Below are 15,734 nucleotides of genomic sequence, written 5' to 3'. Positions count from 1 at the left end.
ACATAGTCAGCGTGACCTGGGCAGTCAACGTGAGCGTAGTGACGAATCTTCGAGTTGTACTCGACGTGTGCGGTGTTGATGGTGATACCACGAGCTTTTTCTTCTGGCGCGCTGTCGATTTTATCGAAATCAACGATAGCCGAACCGAAAACCTCGGAGCAAACACGAGTCAGAGCTGCAGTCAGAGTGGTTTTACCGTGGTCAACGTGACCGATGGTGCCAACGTTGACGTGCGGTAGGGAACGATCAAATTTTTCTTTAGCCACGACAATTAACTCCTTGCCTAAAGGGCTGAATCAGCCTTGTTTTTTGGTAACAGTTTCGACGATGTGCGACGGAGCTGTATTGTATTTTTTGAATTCCATAGAGTAGCTTGCGCGACCCTGGGACATGGAACGAACGTCGGTCGCATAACCGAACATCTCGCCCAACGGAACTTCGGCGCGAATTACCTTGCCGGAGACCGTGTCTTCCATACCCAAAATCATGCCGCGACGACGGTTAAGGTCGCCCATCACGTCACCCATATAGTCTTCAGGCGTAACAACCTCTACCGCCATGATCGGCTCAAGCAACTCACCACCGCCCTTCTGGGCCAGTTGCTTGGTCGCCATGGAAGCAGCCACCTTAAACGCCATCTCGTTGGAGTCGACGTCGTGGTAAGAACCATCGAACACGGTAGCCTTCAGGCCGATCAGCGGATAGCCGGCAACAACGCCGTTCTTCATCTGCTCTTCGATACCCTTCTGGATCGCCGGGATGTATTCCTTAGGAACCACACCACCCACGACTTCGTTCACGAATTGCAGACCTTCCTGACCTTCGTCAGCAGGAGCAAAACGAATCCAGCAATGGCCGAACTGGCCACGACCGCCGGATTGACGAACGAACTTGCCTTCGATTTCACAGTTCTTCGTGATGCGCTCACGATAGGAAACCTGAGGCTTACCAATGTTGGCTTCGACGTTGAACTCACGGCGCATCCGGTCAACCAGGATGTCCAGGTGCAGCTCGCCCATGCCGGAGATGATCGTTTGACCAGTCTCTTCATCGGTTTTGACGCGGAAAGATGGATCTTCCTGAGCAAGCTTGCCCAGTGCGATACCCATTTTTTCCTGGTCATCCTTGGTCTTAGGCTCTACGGCAACCGAAATAACCGGCTCCGGGAAGTCCATACGAACCAGGATGATTGGCTTGTCAGCGTTGCACAAAGTCTCACCAGTGGTGACGTCCTTCATGCCGATCAAGGCCGCGATGTCACCAGCGCGTACTTCCTTGATTTCTTCACGGGCGTTTGCGTGCATTTGCACCATACGACCCACACGCTCTTTCTTGCCTTTAACCGAGTTGATCACGCCGTCGCCGGAGGCCAACACGCCCGAGTAAACTCGAACAAAGGTCAAGGTACCCACGAATGGGTCGGTAGCGATCTTGAACGCCAGAGCCGAGAACGGCTCGCTGTCGTCTGCGTGACGCTCCATTTCCCGAGTCTCGTCATCCGGGTCAGTACCCTTGATGGCAGGAATGTCGGTTGGAGCAGGCAGGTAGTCGATAACGGCGTCGAGAACCAAGGGAACACCCTTGTTCTTGAAGGAAGAACCGCAAACAGCCAGAACGATCTCACCAGCGATTGTACGCTGACGCAGAGCGGCCTTGATTTCCGCGTTGGTGAGTTCTTCACCTTCGAGGTACTTGTTCATCAGCTCTTCGCTGGCTTCAGCCGCAGCCTCAACCATGTTACCGCGCCACTCGTTAGCCAACTCCTGCAGTTCAGCAGGGATAGGCTCGCGACGTGGAGTCATGCCTTTGTCAGCATCATTCCAGTAAACAGCTTCCATGGACATCAGATCGATCTGACCCTGGAAGTTGTCTTCGGAACCGATAGCCAACTGGATTGGTACCGGAGTGTGACCCAGACGCTGCTTGATCTGACCGATCACGCGCAGGAAGTTCGCACCAGCACGGTCCATCTTGTTTACGTAAACAAGACGTGGAACGCCGTACTTGTTGGCTTGACGCCATACGGTTTCCGACTGAGGCTCAACACCCGAGGTGCCGCAGAACACAACTACCGCGCCGTCGAGAACACGCAGGGAACGCTCAACTTCAATAGTGAAGTCAACGTGGCCCGGGGTGTCGATGACGTTGAAGCGGTATTGATCTTTGTGCTGCTTCTCGGAACCCTGCCAGAAGGCAGTAATAGCAGCAGAAGTAATGGTAATACCACGCTCCTGCTCCTGAACCATCCAGTCGGTGGTCGCGGCGCCGTCATGCACCTCGCCCATCTTGTGGCTTTTGCCAGTGTAAAAAAGGACGCGCTCGGTGGTGGTGGTTTTACCAGCATCCACGTGAGCAACGATACCAATGTTACGGTAGCGATTAATCGGTGTAGTACGAGCCATAAAGCCCTCGCAAAATTAGTGACGCTAAAATTAGAAGCGGTAGTGCGAGAAAGCCTTGTTGGCTTCAGCCATACGGTGCACGTCTTCACGCTTCTTAACTGCAGCACCTTTACCTTCGGCGGCGTCCAACAGTTCGCCAGCCAAACGCAGAGCCATAGACTTCTCGCCGCGCTTGCGGGCGAAGTCTACCAACCAGCGCATTGCCAGAGCGTTACGACGGGACGGACGAACTTCGACCGGAACCTGGTAAGTAGCACCGCCTACACGGCGCGACTTTACTTCGACCAGCGGAGCGATGGCGTCGAGAGCTTTCTCGAAGATTTCCAGGGGATCGCTGTTCTTGCGTTCTTTAACTTTTTCCAGCGCGCCATAAACGATACGCTCGGCAACGGCTTTCTTGCCGCTTTCCATTACGTGGTTCATGAACTTGGCCAGGATCTGGCTGCCGTACTTTGGATCGTCAAGCACTTCTCGCTTGGCTGCTACGCGTCTTCTTGGCATGGATAAGCCCTCAAACGGTCTTCAGGTTCGCTCGGAATCGGTGCCCTTGCGGGACGCCTCCGACCTTACTCTTATCGACTCAGAAAAATAGAAAATCAGTTTTTACAAAAAGCCGCTACTACTTAGGCTTCTTGGTACCGTACTTCGAACGACCCTGGTTACGACCTTTAACGCCGGAAGTATCCAAAGAACCGCGTACGGTGTGGTAACGAACACCTGGCAAGTCTTTTACACGACCGCCGCGGATCAGTACCACGCTGTGCTCTTGCAGGTTGTGGCCTTCACCGCCGATGTACGAGGAAACCTCGAAACCGTTGGTCAGACGCACACGGCATACTTTACGCAGTGCCGAGTTAGGTTTTTTCGGCGTGGTGGTATACACACGGGTGCATACGCCACGACGTTGCGGGCAGTTCTGCAGCGCAGGCACGTCGGATTTCTCGACGATACGCTTACGCGGCTGACGTACCAGCTGGTTGATAGTTGCCATCTACTAGCTCCACTGTTGTCTTGCGACGCTATTGTCTTGCAAGAAAAGCAAAATGGCAGGAACGAATTCCCGCCAAATTTAGGGGTACAAGAGTCTAAAGAGGATCTTGCCCCCAGTCAAGGCAAGGCCCCGACCTCTCCCCCCATCCAACCTCGACAAATTGTCTTGATTCGATGAACGGAGCGGTCAGGGCCCTACGCTCATTTATCGCAGAACTCAGTTACCGCTAGAGTTCAGCGCTTCGGTCAGTGCAGCTTCCACTTCACTGGCGCTTACGCGCAACGGTTTGTCAGCATCACGGCGACGCTTACGCTCGCTGTGATAAGCCAGACCGGTACCAGCCGGGATCAGACGACCCACGACCACGTTTTCTTTCAGGCCGCGCAGGTAATCGCGCTTGCCGGTTACCGCCGCTTCGGTCAGTACACGAGTGGTTTCCTGGAAGGAAGCCGCCGAGATGAACGATTCGGTGGACAACGACGCCTTGGTGATACCCAGCAGCACGCGAGTGAACTTGGAAACGAATTTCTCGTCGCCAGCCAGACGCTCGTTCTCTACCAGAACGTGAGTCAATTCCATCTGGTCGCCCTTGATGAAACTGGAATCGCCGGATTCAGCGATTTCAACTTTACGCAGCATCTGACGCAGGATGGTCTCGATGTGCTTGTCGTTGATCTTCACGCCTTGCAGACGGTAAACGTCCTGGATCTCGTTCACGATGTACTTGGCCAGCGCACTCACACCCAGCAGGCGCAGGATGTCGTGTGGATCACTCGGGCCGTCGGAGATAACTTCGCCGCGGTTTACCTGTTCGCCTTCGAAGACGTTCAGGTGACGCCACTTCGGAATCAGCTCTTCGTACGGATCGCTACCGTCGTTCGGGGTAATGACCAGACGGCGCTTGCCTTTGGTCTCTTTACCGAACGCGATGGTGCCGCTGACTTCAGCCAGAATCGAGGCTTCTTTCGGACGACGGGCTTCGAACAAGTCGGCAACACGCGGCAGACCACCGGTGATGTCACGGGTCTTCGAAGTCTCTTGCGGAATACGAGCGATAACATCACCGATCGCGATTTTCGCACCGTCCGCTACACCGACCAAGGCGTTAGCAGGCAGGAAGTACTGAGCAATTACGTCGGTACCCGGCAGCAAGAGATCCTTACCGTTGTCATCAACCATCTTCACAGCAGGACGGATATCTTTACCGGCAGCTGGACGGTCTTTGGCGTCGAGTACTTCAATGTTGGTCATACCGGTCAATTCGTCAGTCTGACGCTTGATCGTGATGCCTTCTTCCATGCCCACGTAGGTCACGGTACCTTTCATTTCGGTAACGATTGGGTGAGTGTGCGGATCCCACTTGGCCACGATTGCGCCAGCGTCGACCTTGTCACCTTCTTTAACCGAAATCACAGCACCGTACGGCAGCTTGTAACGCTCGCGCTCACGACCGAAGTCATCAGCAATCGCCAGCTCACCGGAACGGGACACAGCAACCAGGCAACCATCCACTCGCTCAACGTGCTTCAGGTTATGCAGACGGACGGTACCGCCATTCTTCACCTGAACGCTGTCAGCTGCGGAGGTCCGGCTTGCCGCACCACCGATGTGGAACGTACGCATGGTCAGCTGGGTACCCGGCTCACCGATGGACTGGGCAGCGATAACGCCGACCGCTTCACCGATGTTCACCTGGTGACCACGAGCCAAGTCACGGCCGTAGCACTTGGCGCAAATGCCGTAGCGGGTTTCGCAGCTGATCGGCGAACGCACGATCACTTCGTCGATGCTGTTCAGCTCGATGAACTCGACCCACTTCTCGTCTACCAGCGTACCGGCAGGAACGATGATTTCTTCAGTACCTGGCTTGAACACGTCACGGGCAATAACACGACCCAATACGCGCTCACCCAACGGCTCAACAACGTCACCGCCTTCAATGTGCGGAGTCATTACCAGGCCATGTTCGGTGCCGCAATCGATCTCGGTTACTACCAGATCCTGCGCCACGTCTACCAGACGACGAGTCAGGTAACCGGAGTTCGCAGTTTTCAACGCGGTATCCGCCAAACCTTTACGAGCACCGTGAGTCGAGATGAAGTACTGAAGTACGCTCAAACCTTCACGGAAGTTCGCAGTAATCGGCGTTTCGATGATGGAACCGTCCGGCTTGGCCATCAGACCACGCATACCGGCGAGCTGACGGATCTGCGCAGCAGAACCCCGTGCGCCCGAGTCAGCCATCATGTACATCGAGTTGAAAGACTCTTGGTCGACTTCGACGCCATGACGGTCGATGACTTTCTCTTTCGAGAGGTTGGCCATCATCGCCTTGGAAACTTCGTCGTTCGCCTTGGACCAAAGGTCGATCACTTTGTTGTACTTCTCGCCCTGGGTTACCAGGCCGGAGGCGTACTGACTTTCGATTTCTTTCACTTCGTCGGTAGCAGCACCGATGATGCGGGCTTTTTCATCCGGGATAACGAAGTCGTTAACGCCGATGGAAACGCCGGAAATGGTCGAATAGGCAAAACCGGTGTACATCAACTGGTCAGCGAAGATCACGGTCTCTTTCAAACCAACCACGCGGTAGCACTGGTTGATCAGCTTGGAGATCGCCTTTTTCTTCATCGGCTGGTTGACGACGTCGTACGACAGGCCAGGTGGAACAACCTGAAACAACAGTGCACGGCCGACAGTAGTGTCGACGATACGGGTGTTCTTGACACTGCCACCATCACGATCGTTAACGGTTTCGTTGATCCGCACTTTGACTTTAGCGTGCAGTGCGGCTTCGCCGGCACGGAACACACGGTCAACTTCTTGCAGATCCGCGAACACACGACCTTCGCCCTTGGCGTTGATCGCTTCACGAGTCATGTAGTACAGGCCCAATACAACGTCCTGCGAAGGAACGATGATTGGCTCACCGTTAGCTGGCGACAGAATGTTGTTGGTCGACATCATCAACGCACGCGCTTCCAACTGGGCTTCCAGTGTCAGCGGTACGTGCACGGCCATTTGGTCGCCGTCGAAGTCGGCGTTGTACGCAGCACAGACCAGAGGGTGCAGCTGGATAGCCTTACCTTCGATCAGTACCGGTTCAAACGCCTGGATACCCAGACGGTGAAGGGTCGGTGCACGGTTGAGGAGAACCGGGTGTTCGCGGATGACTTCAGCGAGAACGTCCCAAACTTCCGGCAGCTCGCGCTCGACCATCTTCTTGGCAGCTTTGATGGTGGTCGCAAGACCACGCATTTCCAGCTTGCCGAAAATGAACGGTTTGAACAGCTCGAGAGCCATTTTCTTCGGCAGACCGCACTGGTGCAGACGCAGGGTCGGGCCTACGGTAATTACCGAACGACCAGAGTAGTCAACACGCTTACCGAGCAAGTTCTGACGGAAACGCCCTTGCTTACCCTTGATCATGTCAGCCAGGGATTTCAGAGGACGCTTGTTGGAACCTGTGATAGCGCGGCCACGACGACCGTTGTCGAGCAGTGCGTCGACGGCTTCCTGCAACATACGCTTTTCGTTGCGCACGATGATGTCCGGAGCGGACAGATCGAGCAGGCGCTTCAAGCGGTTGTTACGGTTGATCACTCGACGATACAGATCGTTGAGGTCGGAAGTCGCGAAACGACCACCATCCAACGGGACCAGTGGACGCAGATCTGGCGGCAGAACCGGCAGAACGGTCAGCACCATCCATTCTGGAAGGTTCCCGGAACCCTGGAAGGCTTCCATCAACTTCAGACGCTTGGACAGCTTCTTGATTTTGGTTTCGGAGTTGGTTTGCGGAATTTCTTCACGCAGACGGCCAATCTCGTGTTCCAGGTCGATAGCGTGCAGCAGTTCACGAACAGCTTCGGCACCCATGCGGGCATCGAAATCGTCGCCGAACTCTTCCAGCGCTTCGAAGTACTGCTCGTCATTGAGCAGCTGACCTTTTTCAAGGGTGGTCATGCCTGGGTCGATAACGACATAGCTCTCGAAGTAGAGAACGCGTTCGATATCACGCAGGGTCATATCCATCAGCAAGCCGATACGCGACGGCAGCGATTTCAGGAACCAGATGTGGGCAACTGGCGAGGCCAGTTCGATGTGCGCCATGCGCTCACGACGAACTTTAGCCAGCGCGACTTCAACGCCGCACTTCTCGCAGATCACACCACGATGCTTCAAGCGCTTGTACTTACCGCACAGGCACTCGTAATCCTTTACCGGGCCAAAGATCTTGGCGCAGAACAGGCCATCACGTTCAGGTTTGAACGTACGGTAGTTGATGGTTTCCGGCTTTTTAACTTCACCGAACGACCACGAACGGATCATCTCAGGCGATGCCAATCCAATACGGATGGCGTCGAACTCTTCGACTTGACCCTGGTTTTTCAGCAAATTCAGTAGGTCTTTCAAGGCCTTTCCTCCTGGCGGAGCAGAGAGCGGGCAATCCTGCCCCGCTCTCGATTCGCGTCACGTGTTATTCGGTTTCCAGATCGATATCGATGCCGAGGGAACGAATTTCCTTGATCAACACGTTGAAGGACTCGGGCATGCCCGGCTCCATACGGTGATCGCCATCCACGATGTTTTTGTACATCTTGGTACGGCCGTTCACATCGTCCGACTTCACTGTGAGCATTTCTTGCAGAGTGTAAGCGGCACCGTATGCTTCCAGTGCCCAGACCTCCATCTCCCCGAAACGCTGACCACCGAACTGTGCCTTACCACCCAGCGGCTGCTGGGTAACCAGGCTGTACGAACCGGTAGAACGAGCGTGCATCTTGTCGTCTACCAAGTGGTTCAGCTTCAGCATGTACATGTAGCCAACGGTAACCGGGCGCTCGAACTTGTTGCCGGTACGGCCGTCGGTCAGCTGCATCTGGCCGCTTTCTGGCAGGTCTGCCAGTTTCAGCATGGCCTTGATTTCGCTTTCCTTGGCGCCGTCGAACACTGGAGTGGCCATTGGAACGCCGCCACGCAGGTTTTTCGCCAGATCCAGAATTTCCTGGTCGGAGAAGCTATCCAGATCTTCGTTACGACCGCCGATCTGGTTGTAGATCTCGTCCAGGAAAGTACGAAGCTCAGCAACTTTGCGCTGTTCTTCGATCATCCGGTTGATCTTCTCGCCCAGACCTTTGGCCGCGAGGCCCAGGTGGGTTTCAAGGATCTGACCAACGTTCATACGCGAAGGTACGCCCAACGGGTTGAGGACCACATCGACCGGGGTGCCATTGGCATCGTGCGGCATGTCTTCAACCGGCATGATCACGGAGACCACACCCTTGTTACCGTGACGACCGGCCATCTTGTCGCCCGGCTGGATGCGGCGACGGATTGCCAGGTAAACCTTGACGATTTTCAGCACGCCTGGAGCCAGGTCATCGCCCTGCTGCAGTTTGCGCTTCTTGTCTTCGAACTTGTCGTCCAGCAGACGGCGACGATCAACGATGTAGGCCTGAGCCTTCTCGAGCTGCTCGTTCAGAGCATCTTCAGCCATGCGCAGTTTGAACCACTGACCATGCTCAAGACCGTCGAGAACTTCGTCGGTGATGTCCTGACCTTTCTTCAGACCGGCGCCGCCTTCGGCTTTGTGGCCGACCAGAGCGGAACGCAGACGTTCGAAAGTTGCGCCTTCAACGATACGGAACTCTTCGTTCAGATCCTTACGGATCTCGTCGAGTTGAGTCTTCTCGATCGACAGCGCACGAGCATCACGCTCAACGCCGTCACGGGTGAAGACCTGTACGTCGATGACGGTACCCTTGGTGCCGGTAGGCACGCGCAGGGAGGTGTCTTTAACGTCGCTGGCTTTTTCACCGAAGATCGCACGCAATAGCTTCTCTTCCGGAGTCAGTTGGGTCTCGCCTTTCGGAGTGACCTTACCGACCAGAATGTCGCCTGCGCCAACTTCAGCACCTACGTAAACGATACCGGCTTCGTCCAGCTTGTTCAGTGCAGCTTCACCCACGTTCGGGATGTCTGCAGTGATTTCCTCTGGCCCAAGCTTGGTGTCACGTGCCACACAGGTCAGTTCCTGAATGTGTATCGTGGTGAAGCGATCTTCCTGAACCACACGCTCGGACAGGCAGATGGAGTCTTCGAAGTTGAAGCCGTTCCATGCCATGAACGCGATGCGCATGTTCTGACCCAGCGCCAGTTCACCCATGTCGGTGGACGGACCGTCAGCCATGATGTCGCTGCGCTGAACCCGATCACCTTTACGCACCAGCGGACGCTGGTTGATGCAGGTGTTCTGGTTGGAGCGGGTGTACTTGGTCAGGTTGTAGATGTCGACACCAGCTTCGCCGGTTTCAACTTCGTCATCAGCAACACGAACCACAATACGGCTGGCGTCGACGGAATCGATAACGCCACCACGACGAGCCACGACGCAAACGCCGGAGTCACGAGCTACGTTACGCTCCATGCCGGTACCGACCAGCGGCTTGTCAGCGCGCAGGGTTGGCACGGCTTGACGCTGCATGTTCGAACCCATCAACGCACGGTTGGCGTCGTCGTGCTCGAGGAACGGGATCAGCGACGCAGCAACCGAAACTACCTGCTTCGGCGATACGTCCATCAAGGTGACGTCTTCCGGCGCCTTGACGGTGAACTCGTTCAAGTGACGAACAGCTACCAGCTCGTCGATCAGGACTTTCTTGTCGTTCATCGTGGCCGAAGCCTGAGCGATCACGTGATCAGCTTCTTCGATGGCGGACAGGAACACGATCTCGTCGGTGACCAGAGCGTCTTTCACCACACGGTACGGGCTTTCGAGGAAGCCGTACTGGTTGGTGCGCGCATAAGCAGCCAGGGAGTTGATCAGACCGATGTTCGGACCTTCCGGCGTTTCAATCGGGCATACACGACCATAGTGAGTCGGGTGTACGTCACGAACTTCAAAGCCAGCACGTTCACGAGTCAAACCGCCAGGGCCGAGTGCAGAAACACGACGCTTGTGGGTGATCTCGGACAGCGGGTTGTTCTGGTCCATGAACTGGGACAGCTGGCTGGAACCGAAGAACTCTTTCACCGCCGCAGCCACTGGCTTGGCGTTGATCAGGTCTTGCGGCATCAGGCCTTCGCTTTCAGCCATCGACAGACGCTCTTTGACCGCACGCTCAACACGTACCAGGCCAACGCGGAACTGGTTCTCGGCCATTTCGCCTACGCAGCGAACACGACGGTTACCCAGGTGGTCGATGTCATCGACGATGCCTTTACCGTTACGGATGTCGACCAGAGTCTTCAGTACCGCGACGATGTCTTCTTTGCACAACACGCCCGAACCTTCGATCTCGGTGCGACCGATACGACGGTTGAACTTCATCCGGCCGACCGCAGACAGGTCATAGCGCTCAGGGCTGAAGAACAGGTTGTTGAACAGGGTCTCGGCAGCGTCCTTGGTTGGCGGCTCGCCTGGACGCATCATGCGATAGATCTCGACCAGCGCTTCCAATTGGTTGCTGGTGGAGTCGATCTTCAGTGTGTCGGAGACGAACGGACCGCAGTCGATATCGTTGGTGTACAGAGTTTCGATGCGAACAACCTGGGCCTTGGCAATTTTGGCCAGGATCTCGGTGTTCAGCTCGGTGTTGCACTCTGCCAGGATTTCGCCGGTTGCCGGATGCACGATGGCCTTGGCGGTAGTGCGACCCAGGACGTAGTCCAGAGGCACTTCCAGAGTCTTGAGACCGGCTTTTTCGATCTGGTTGATGTGGCGCGCAGTAATACGGCGACCAGCCTCAACAATGACCTTGCCCTTCTCGTCCTGAATATCAAGAACAGCGATTTCACCACGCAGACGCGAAGCAATCAGTTCCAGACTGAGGGTTTCGCCGCTCAGGTGAAAAACGTTGGTGGTGTAGAACGCGTCGAGCACTTCTTCAGTGGTATAGCCGAGCGCGCGCAGCAATACCGATGCAGGCAGCTTGCGACGACGGTCGATACGCACGAACACGCAGTCTTTCGGATCGAACTCGAAGTCCAACCACGAACCGCGGTAAGGAATGATGCGCGCGGAGTACAGCAGTTTGCCGGAGCTGTGCGTCTTGCCACGGTCGTGGTCGAAGAACACGCCCGGGGAACGGTGCAGCTGGGAAACGATTACACGCTCGGTACCGTTGATTACGAAGGTACCGTTCTCAGTCATCAGGGGGATTTCACCCATGTAGACTTCTTGCTCTTTAATGTCCTTGATCGCTTTGTTCGACGATTCTTTGTCGAAAATGATCAGGCGCACTTTTACCCGCAAAGGTACGGCGTAAGTTACACCGCGCAATACGCATTCTTTGACATCAAATGCCGGTTCGCCCAGGCGATAACCGACGTACTCCAGCGCAGCATTGCCGGAGTAGCTGATGATCGGGAAAACGGATTTGAAGGCCGCATGCAGGCCCACGTCGCGGAACTGATCTTTAGTCGCTCCCGCTTGCAAGAATTCACGATACGAATCCAGCTGGATGGCCAGGAGGTACGGCACATCCATGACGTCCGGCAACTTGCTAAAGTCCTTGCGGATACGTTTTTTCTCAGTATATGAGTAAGCCATCAGCGTTCCCCAGCTTGGTCACCTGCTTGTTTGGCCCCTCCCGACGGGAGCAGCCAGAAAATCGTGCAAACCCCATGGTTTGCGCCACCACATCGGGTGGTTACAGCTCGTTATCAGCACCGACCCAGTCGGCTGCCAATAACGGAAAAAGGCCGGTGGCAAGAGCCACCAGCCATCAGCCTTTCGCTTTACGCTCGGGCTGGAGGAGCAAAGTCGATGCTTACTTCAGCTCGACTTTAGCGCCTGCTTCTTCCAGAGTAGCTTTGGCTTTGTCGCCTGCGTCTTTCGACACAGCTTCCAGAACCATGGCAGGAGCGCCGTCAACTACAGCCTTGGCTTCTTTCAGGCCCAGACCGGTCAGTTCACGTACTGCCTTGATCACGTTAACTTTCTTCTCGCCAGCTTCCAGCAGCATGACGTTGAATTCGGTTTGCTCTTCAACAACGGCAGCAGCAGCAGCTGGACCAGCCGATGCAGCAGCAGCGGAAACGCCGAATTTTTCTTCGAAAGCTTTGATCAGCTCAACAACCTGCAGAACCGACATTTCAGCTACGGCGTTGAGGATATCTTCTTGGGAGATAGACATTACTGTATTTCCTGAATTGGGGGACGGCCTACGCGGCCATCGAAATAAACAAAAATACGCGAGAGGAGGTGCTCAGCCTTAGGCTGCGGCAGCTTCTTTTTGCTCGCGAACTGCAGCCAGAATACGAGCCAGCTTGCTGGTAGCGCCTTGAATCACGCTCATCAGCTGCGAAATAGCTTCGTCACGGGTCGGCAGTGTTGCCAGTACGTCGATTTGGTTAGCTGCGAGGAACTTGCCCTCGAACGCAGCTGCCTTGATCTCGAACTTATCCTGACTCTTGGCGAATTCCTTGAACAAACGGGCAGCAGCGCCTGGATGATCCTTGGAGAACGCGATCAGAGTCGGGCCGGTGAACACGTCGTTGAGGACACTGTATTCAGTGTCAGCAACTGCGCGCTTGAGCAGGGTGTTACGTACAACACGTACGTAAACGCCAGCTTCACGAGCCTCTTTACGGAGTCCGGTCATCGCGCCTACTGTTACGCCACGGGCATCAGCCACGACAGCGGACAGAGCGACTTTGGCAGCCTCGTTGACTTCAGCGACGATGGCCTTCTTGTCTTCGAGATTAATTGCCACGGGTTTAACTCCTGCTTGTTACCGTTTCATCTGGCCGAAGCCGGATGTCGTTTTGGTGTCTGATTCGGTAAGGAACCGGGAGCACCATCTGCGTAGGCTTGAGGTTTAAGACTTGCGCCGCCTACGGTCTTGGATAGCCCCCGCCAGGCAGGGACCCCAATCTTTCAATTGGCGCGATCACTCGCGCCAACCTGTGTCTTACGCGTCGAGCGAGCTTTGGTCGATGACCAGACCTGGGCCCATAGTGGTGCTCAGGGTAACGCGCTTGACGTAAATGCCTTTCGAGGAAGCTGGCTTGATACGCTTCAGATCAGCGATCAGGGCTTCAACGTTTTCCTTCAGCTTGACGGCGTCGAAGCCGATCTTGCCAACGGAGGTGTGGATGATGCCGTTTTTGTCGGTGCGATAACGAACCTGACCAGCCTTGGCGTTTTTAACCGCGGTAGCTACGTCTGGAGTTACGGTGCCGACTTTAGGGTTAGGCATCAGGCCGCGTGGACCGAGGATTTGACCCAACTGACCAACAACGCGCATTGCATCCGGGGATGCGATAACTACGTCGTAGTTCAGGTCGCCACCTTTCATTTCGGCAGCCAGGTCGTCCATACCTACACGGTCAGCGCCGGCAGCCAGAGCGGCCTCAGCAGCTGGGCCTTGGGTGAACACAGCCACGCGAACGGTCTTGCCAGTGCCGTGTGGCAGCACAGTAGCGCTACGAACAACCTGGTCAGATTTACGCGGGTCAACACCCAGGTTAACAGCAACGTCGAACGACTCGCTGAACTTGACAGTCGACAGCTCAGCCAGCAGAGCAGCAGCATCTACAAAGTTGTAGGCCTTGCCTGCCTCGATTTTGCCGGCGATAGCCTTTTGACGCTTGGTCAGCTTAGCCATTACACACCCTCCACGTTAAGGCCCATGCTACGAGCAGAACCGGCGATAGTACGCACGGCTGCATCCATATCAGCTGCAGTCAGATCCGCGTTTTTGGTTTTCGCGATTTCTTCCAGCTGAGCACGGGTCACGGTGCCAACCTTAACGGTGTTCGGACGAGCGGAACCGCTAGTCAGACCAGCAGCCTTCTTCAGCAGAACCGAAGCAGGGGTGGACTTGGTTTCAAAAGTGAAGCTACGGTCGCTGTAGACAGTGATGATCACTGGAGTCGGCAGACCTGGCTCAAGACCCTGAGTACGGGCGTTGAAAGCCTTGCAGAATTCCATGATGTTCACGCCGTGCTGACCCAGAGCAGGACCAACAGGTGGGCTTGGGTTAGCCTGAGCGGCCTTCACTTGCAGCTTGATGTAAGCGGTAATTTTCTTGGCCATGAGGCACTCCAATTACGGGTTCAAACGCCTCGAAAGGCTCCCCGGTTACTTGCGCGTTTATCCCAGTGACGACAAAACCCCACAGCCTAGGCTGCGGGGTTGGGATGCTTGCTCAGCTAGACTTTTTCGACCTGGCTGAACTCTAGCTCTACCGGGGTAGAGCGACCGAAAATGAGCACTGCCACTTGGATCCGGCTCTTTTCGTAGTTAACTTCTTCAACCGTGCCAGTGAAATCGGCGAACGGCCCGTCGTTGACACGTACCGACTCGCCCGGCTCGAACAACGTCTTCGGCTTCGGCTTGTCGCTACCATCAGCAACGCGACGCAGAATTGCTTCTGCCTCTTTGTCTGTAATTGGTGCCGGCTTGTCGGCGGTACCGCCGATAAAACCCATCACCCGAGGAGTATCCTTGACCAAGTGCCAAGTACCCTCGTTCATATCCATCTGCACCAGCACATAACCAGGGAAGAACTTGCGTTCGCTTTTGCGCTTCTGGCCATTACGCATTTCAACCACTTCTTCAGTGGGAACCAGAATTTCGCCAAAGCCATCTTCCATGCCAGCCAGCTTTACGCGCTCTACCAACGAGCGCATGACATGCTTCTCGTAACCGGAGTAAGCATGCACAACGTACCAACGCTTAGCCACGGGACACCCTTAGCCGACAATCAAGGAAACAAGCCAGCCGAGGAGGGAATCAAGCCCCCACAACAGCAACGCCATAACCAGAACAACAGCCACAACAATCAACGTGGTCTGCGTGGTTTCTTGGCGAGTTGGCCATACGACTTTACGAATCTCGGTGCGAGCTTCCTTAACCAGTACAAAGAAAGACTTGCCCTTGACTGTCTGCAGGCCTACAAAGGCAGCTACAGCAGCAATGACGAGCAATGCAAGTACGCGGTACAGGATCGGCGAAGCAGAGTAATACTGATTGCCAACAACGCCAACAACCACCAAAGCGACTACTACTAGCCACTTGAGCAGATCGAAGCGAGAGCCTTGAGCTTCAGCTTTAGGAGTCATCTATGAAGATCCTGTGAAAAGAAAGCCAGACACACCAAGTGAATCTGGCAGGTCAGGAGGGAATCGAACCCCCAACCTACGGTTTTGGAGACCGTCGCTCTGCCAATTGAGCTACTGACCTAAAACAAAATCAGGCCGACCATTATGCCGGCCCGAAAAAGACATTACAACAAATTACTCGATGATTTTGGCTACGACGCCAGCGCCGACGGTACGACCGCCTTCACGGATAGCGAAACGCAGACCATCTTCCATCGCGATGGTTTTGA

12 protein-coding genes, 1 tRNA gene and 1 pseudogene are annotated in these 15,734 nt (G+C 55.2%); all 14 read right to left on the bottom strand.

What is annotated here, in order from left to right; all coding sequences use genetic code 11:
* A partial coding sequence (locus J2Y56_RS28010; protein ID WP_256588461.1) for a GTP-binding protein occupies positions 1–266 on the bottom strand: 266 nt, incomplete at its 3' end.
* A gap of 30 nt (positions 267–296) precedes the next feature.
* Positions 297–2,402, bottom strand: coding sequence for an elongation factor G (gene fusA, locus J2Y56_RS28005; protein ID WP_150782520.1), 2,106 nt, complete (start codon positions 2,400–2,402; stop codon positions 297–299).
* Between the two features lie 30 nt (positions 2,403–2,432).
* Positions 2,433–2,903, bottom strand: a complete 471-nt coding sequence (rpsG, locus tag J2Y56_RS28000; protein WP_002555493.1) for a 30S ribosomal protein S7 — start codon at positions 2,901–2,903, stop codon at positions 2,433–2,435.
* A 118-nt stretch (positions 2,904–3,021) separates the two neighbouring features.
* Positions 3,022–3,393 carry a 30S ribosomal protein S12 gene (gene rpsL / locus J2Y56_RS27995; protein ID WP_002555494.1) on the bottom strand — a complete coding sequence of 124 codons (372 nt, stop codon included), beginning with the start codon at positions 3,391–3,393 and terminating at the stop codon, positions 3,022–3,024.
* Between the two features lie 216 nt (positions 3,394–3,609).
* Positions 3,610–7,809, bottom strand: coding sequence for a DNA-directed RNA polymerase subunit beta' (gene rpoC, locus J2Y56_RS27990; protein WP_007896632.1), 4,200 nt, complete (start codon positions 7,807–7,809; stop codon positions 3,610–3,612).
* A 64-nt stretch (positions 7,810–7,873) separates the two neighbouring features.
* Positions 7,874–11,947: a DNA-directed RNA polymerase subunit beta gene (gene rpoB / locus J2Y56_RS27985; protein ID WP_007946139.1), complete on the bottom strand. Its 4,074-nt coding sequence runs from the start codon at positions 11,945–11,947 to the stop codon at positions 7,874–7,876.
* Between the two features lie 220 nt (positions 11,948–12,167).
* Entirely contained in the window at positions 12,168–12,533 is a 366-nt protein-coding gene (gene rplL / locus J2Y56_RS27980) for a 50S ribosomal protein L7/L12 (protein WP_007946140.1), read from the bottom strand.
* Positions 12,534–12,611: 78 nt separating this feature from the next.
* Complete coding sequence (gene rplJ / locus J2Y56_RS27975) at positions 12,612–13,112, bottom strand: 50S ribosomal protein L10 (protein ID WP_007946141.1); 501 nt, start codon at positions 13,110–13,112, stop codon at positions 12,612–12,614.
* A gap of 198 nt (positions 13,113–13,310) precedes the next feature.
* Positions 13,311–14,006, bottom strand: a complete 696-nt coding sequence (gene rplA / locus J2Y56_RS27970; RefSeq protein WP_003186095.1) for a 50S ribosomal protein L1 — start codon at positions 14,004–14,006, stop codon at positions 13,311–13,313.
* Positions 14,006–14,437, bottom strand: coding sequence for a 50S ribosomal protein L11 (gene rplK, locus J2Y56_RS27965; protein WP_003176435.1), 432 nt, complete (start codon positions 14,435–14,437; stop codon positions 14,006–14,008). The genes rplA and rplK overlap by 1 nt, the downstream gene beginning before the upstream one ends.
* A 116-nt stretch (positions 14,438–14,553) precedes the next feature.
* On the bottom strand, positions 14,554–15,087 hold the full coding sequence (gene nusG / locus J2Y56_RS27960) for a transcription termination/antitermination protein NusG (protein ID WP_007896622.1): 534 nt from the start codon (positions 15,085–15,087) through the stop codon (positions 14,554–14,556).
* Positions 15,088–15,096: 9 nt separating this feature from the next.
* Positions 15,097–15,465, bottom strand: a complete 369-nt coding sequence (gene secE / locus J2Y56_RS27955; RefSeq protein WP_007896620.1) for a preprotein translocase subunit SecE — start codon at positions 15,463–15,465, stop codon at positions 15,097–15,099.
* Positions 15,466–15,510: 45 nt separating this feature from the next.
* Positions 15,511–15,586: transfer RNA gene (locus J2Y56_RS27950), tRNA-Trp, on the bottom strand.
* A gap of 53 nt (positions 15,587–15,639) precedes the next feature.
* Positions 15,640–15,734 (bottom strand): annotated as a pseudogene (locus J2Y56_RS27945) (elongation factor Tu); the annotation flags it as partial.

The sequence above is a fragment of the Pseudomonas sp. BE134 genome (genome assembly GCF_031456105.1).
Classification (GTDB): Bacteria; Pseudomonadota; Gammaproteobacteria; order Pseudomonadales; family Pseudomonadaceae; genus Aquipseudomonas.
The sequence above is the reverse complement of the archived record's forward strand: the minus strand, read 5'-3'. Positions and strand labels throughout refer to the sequence as shown.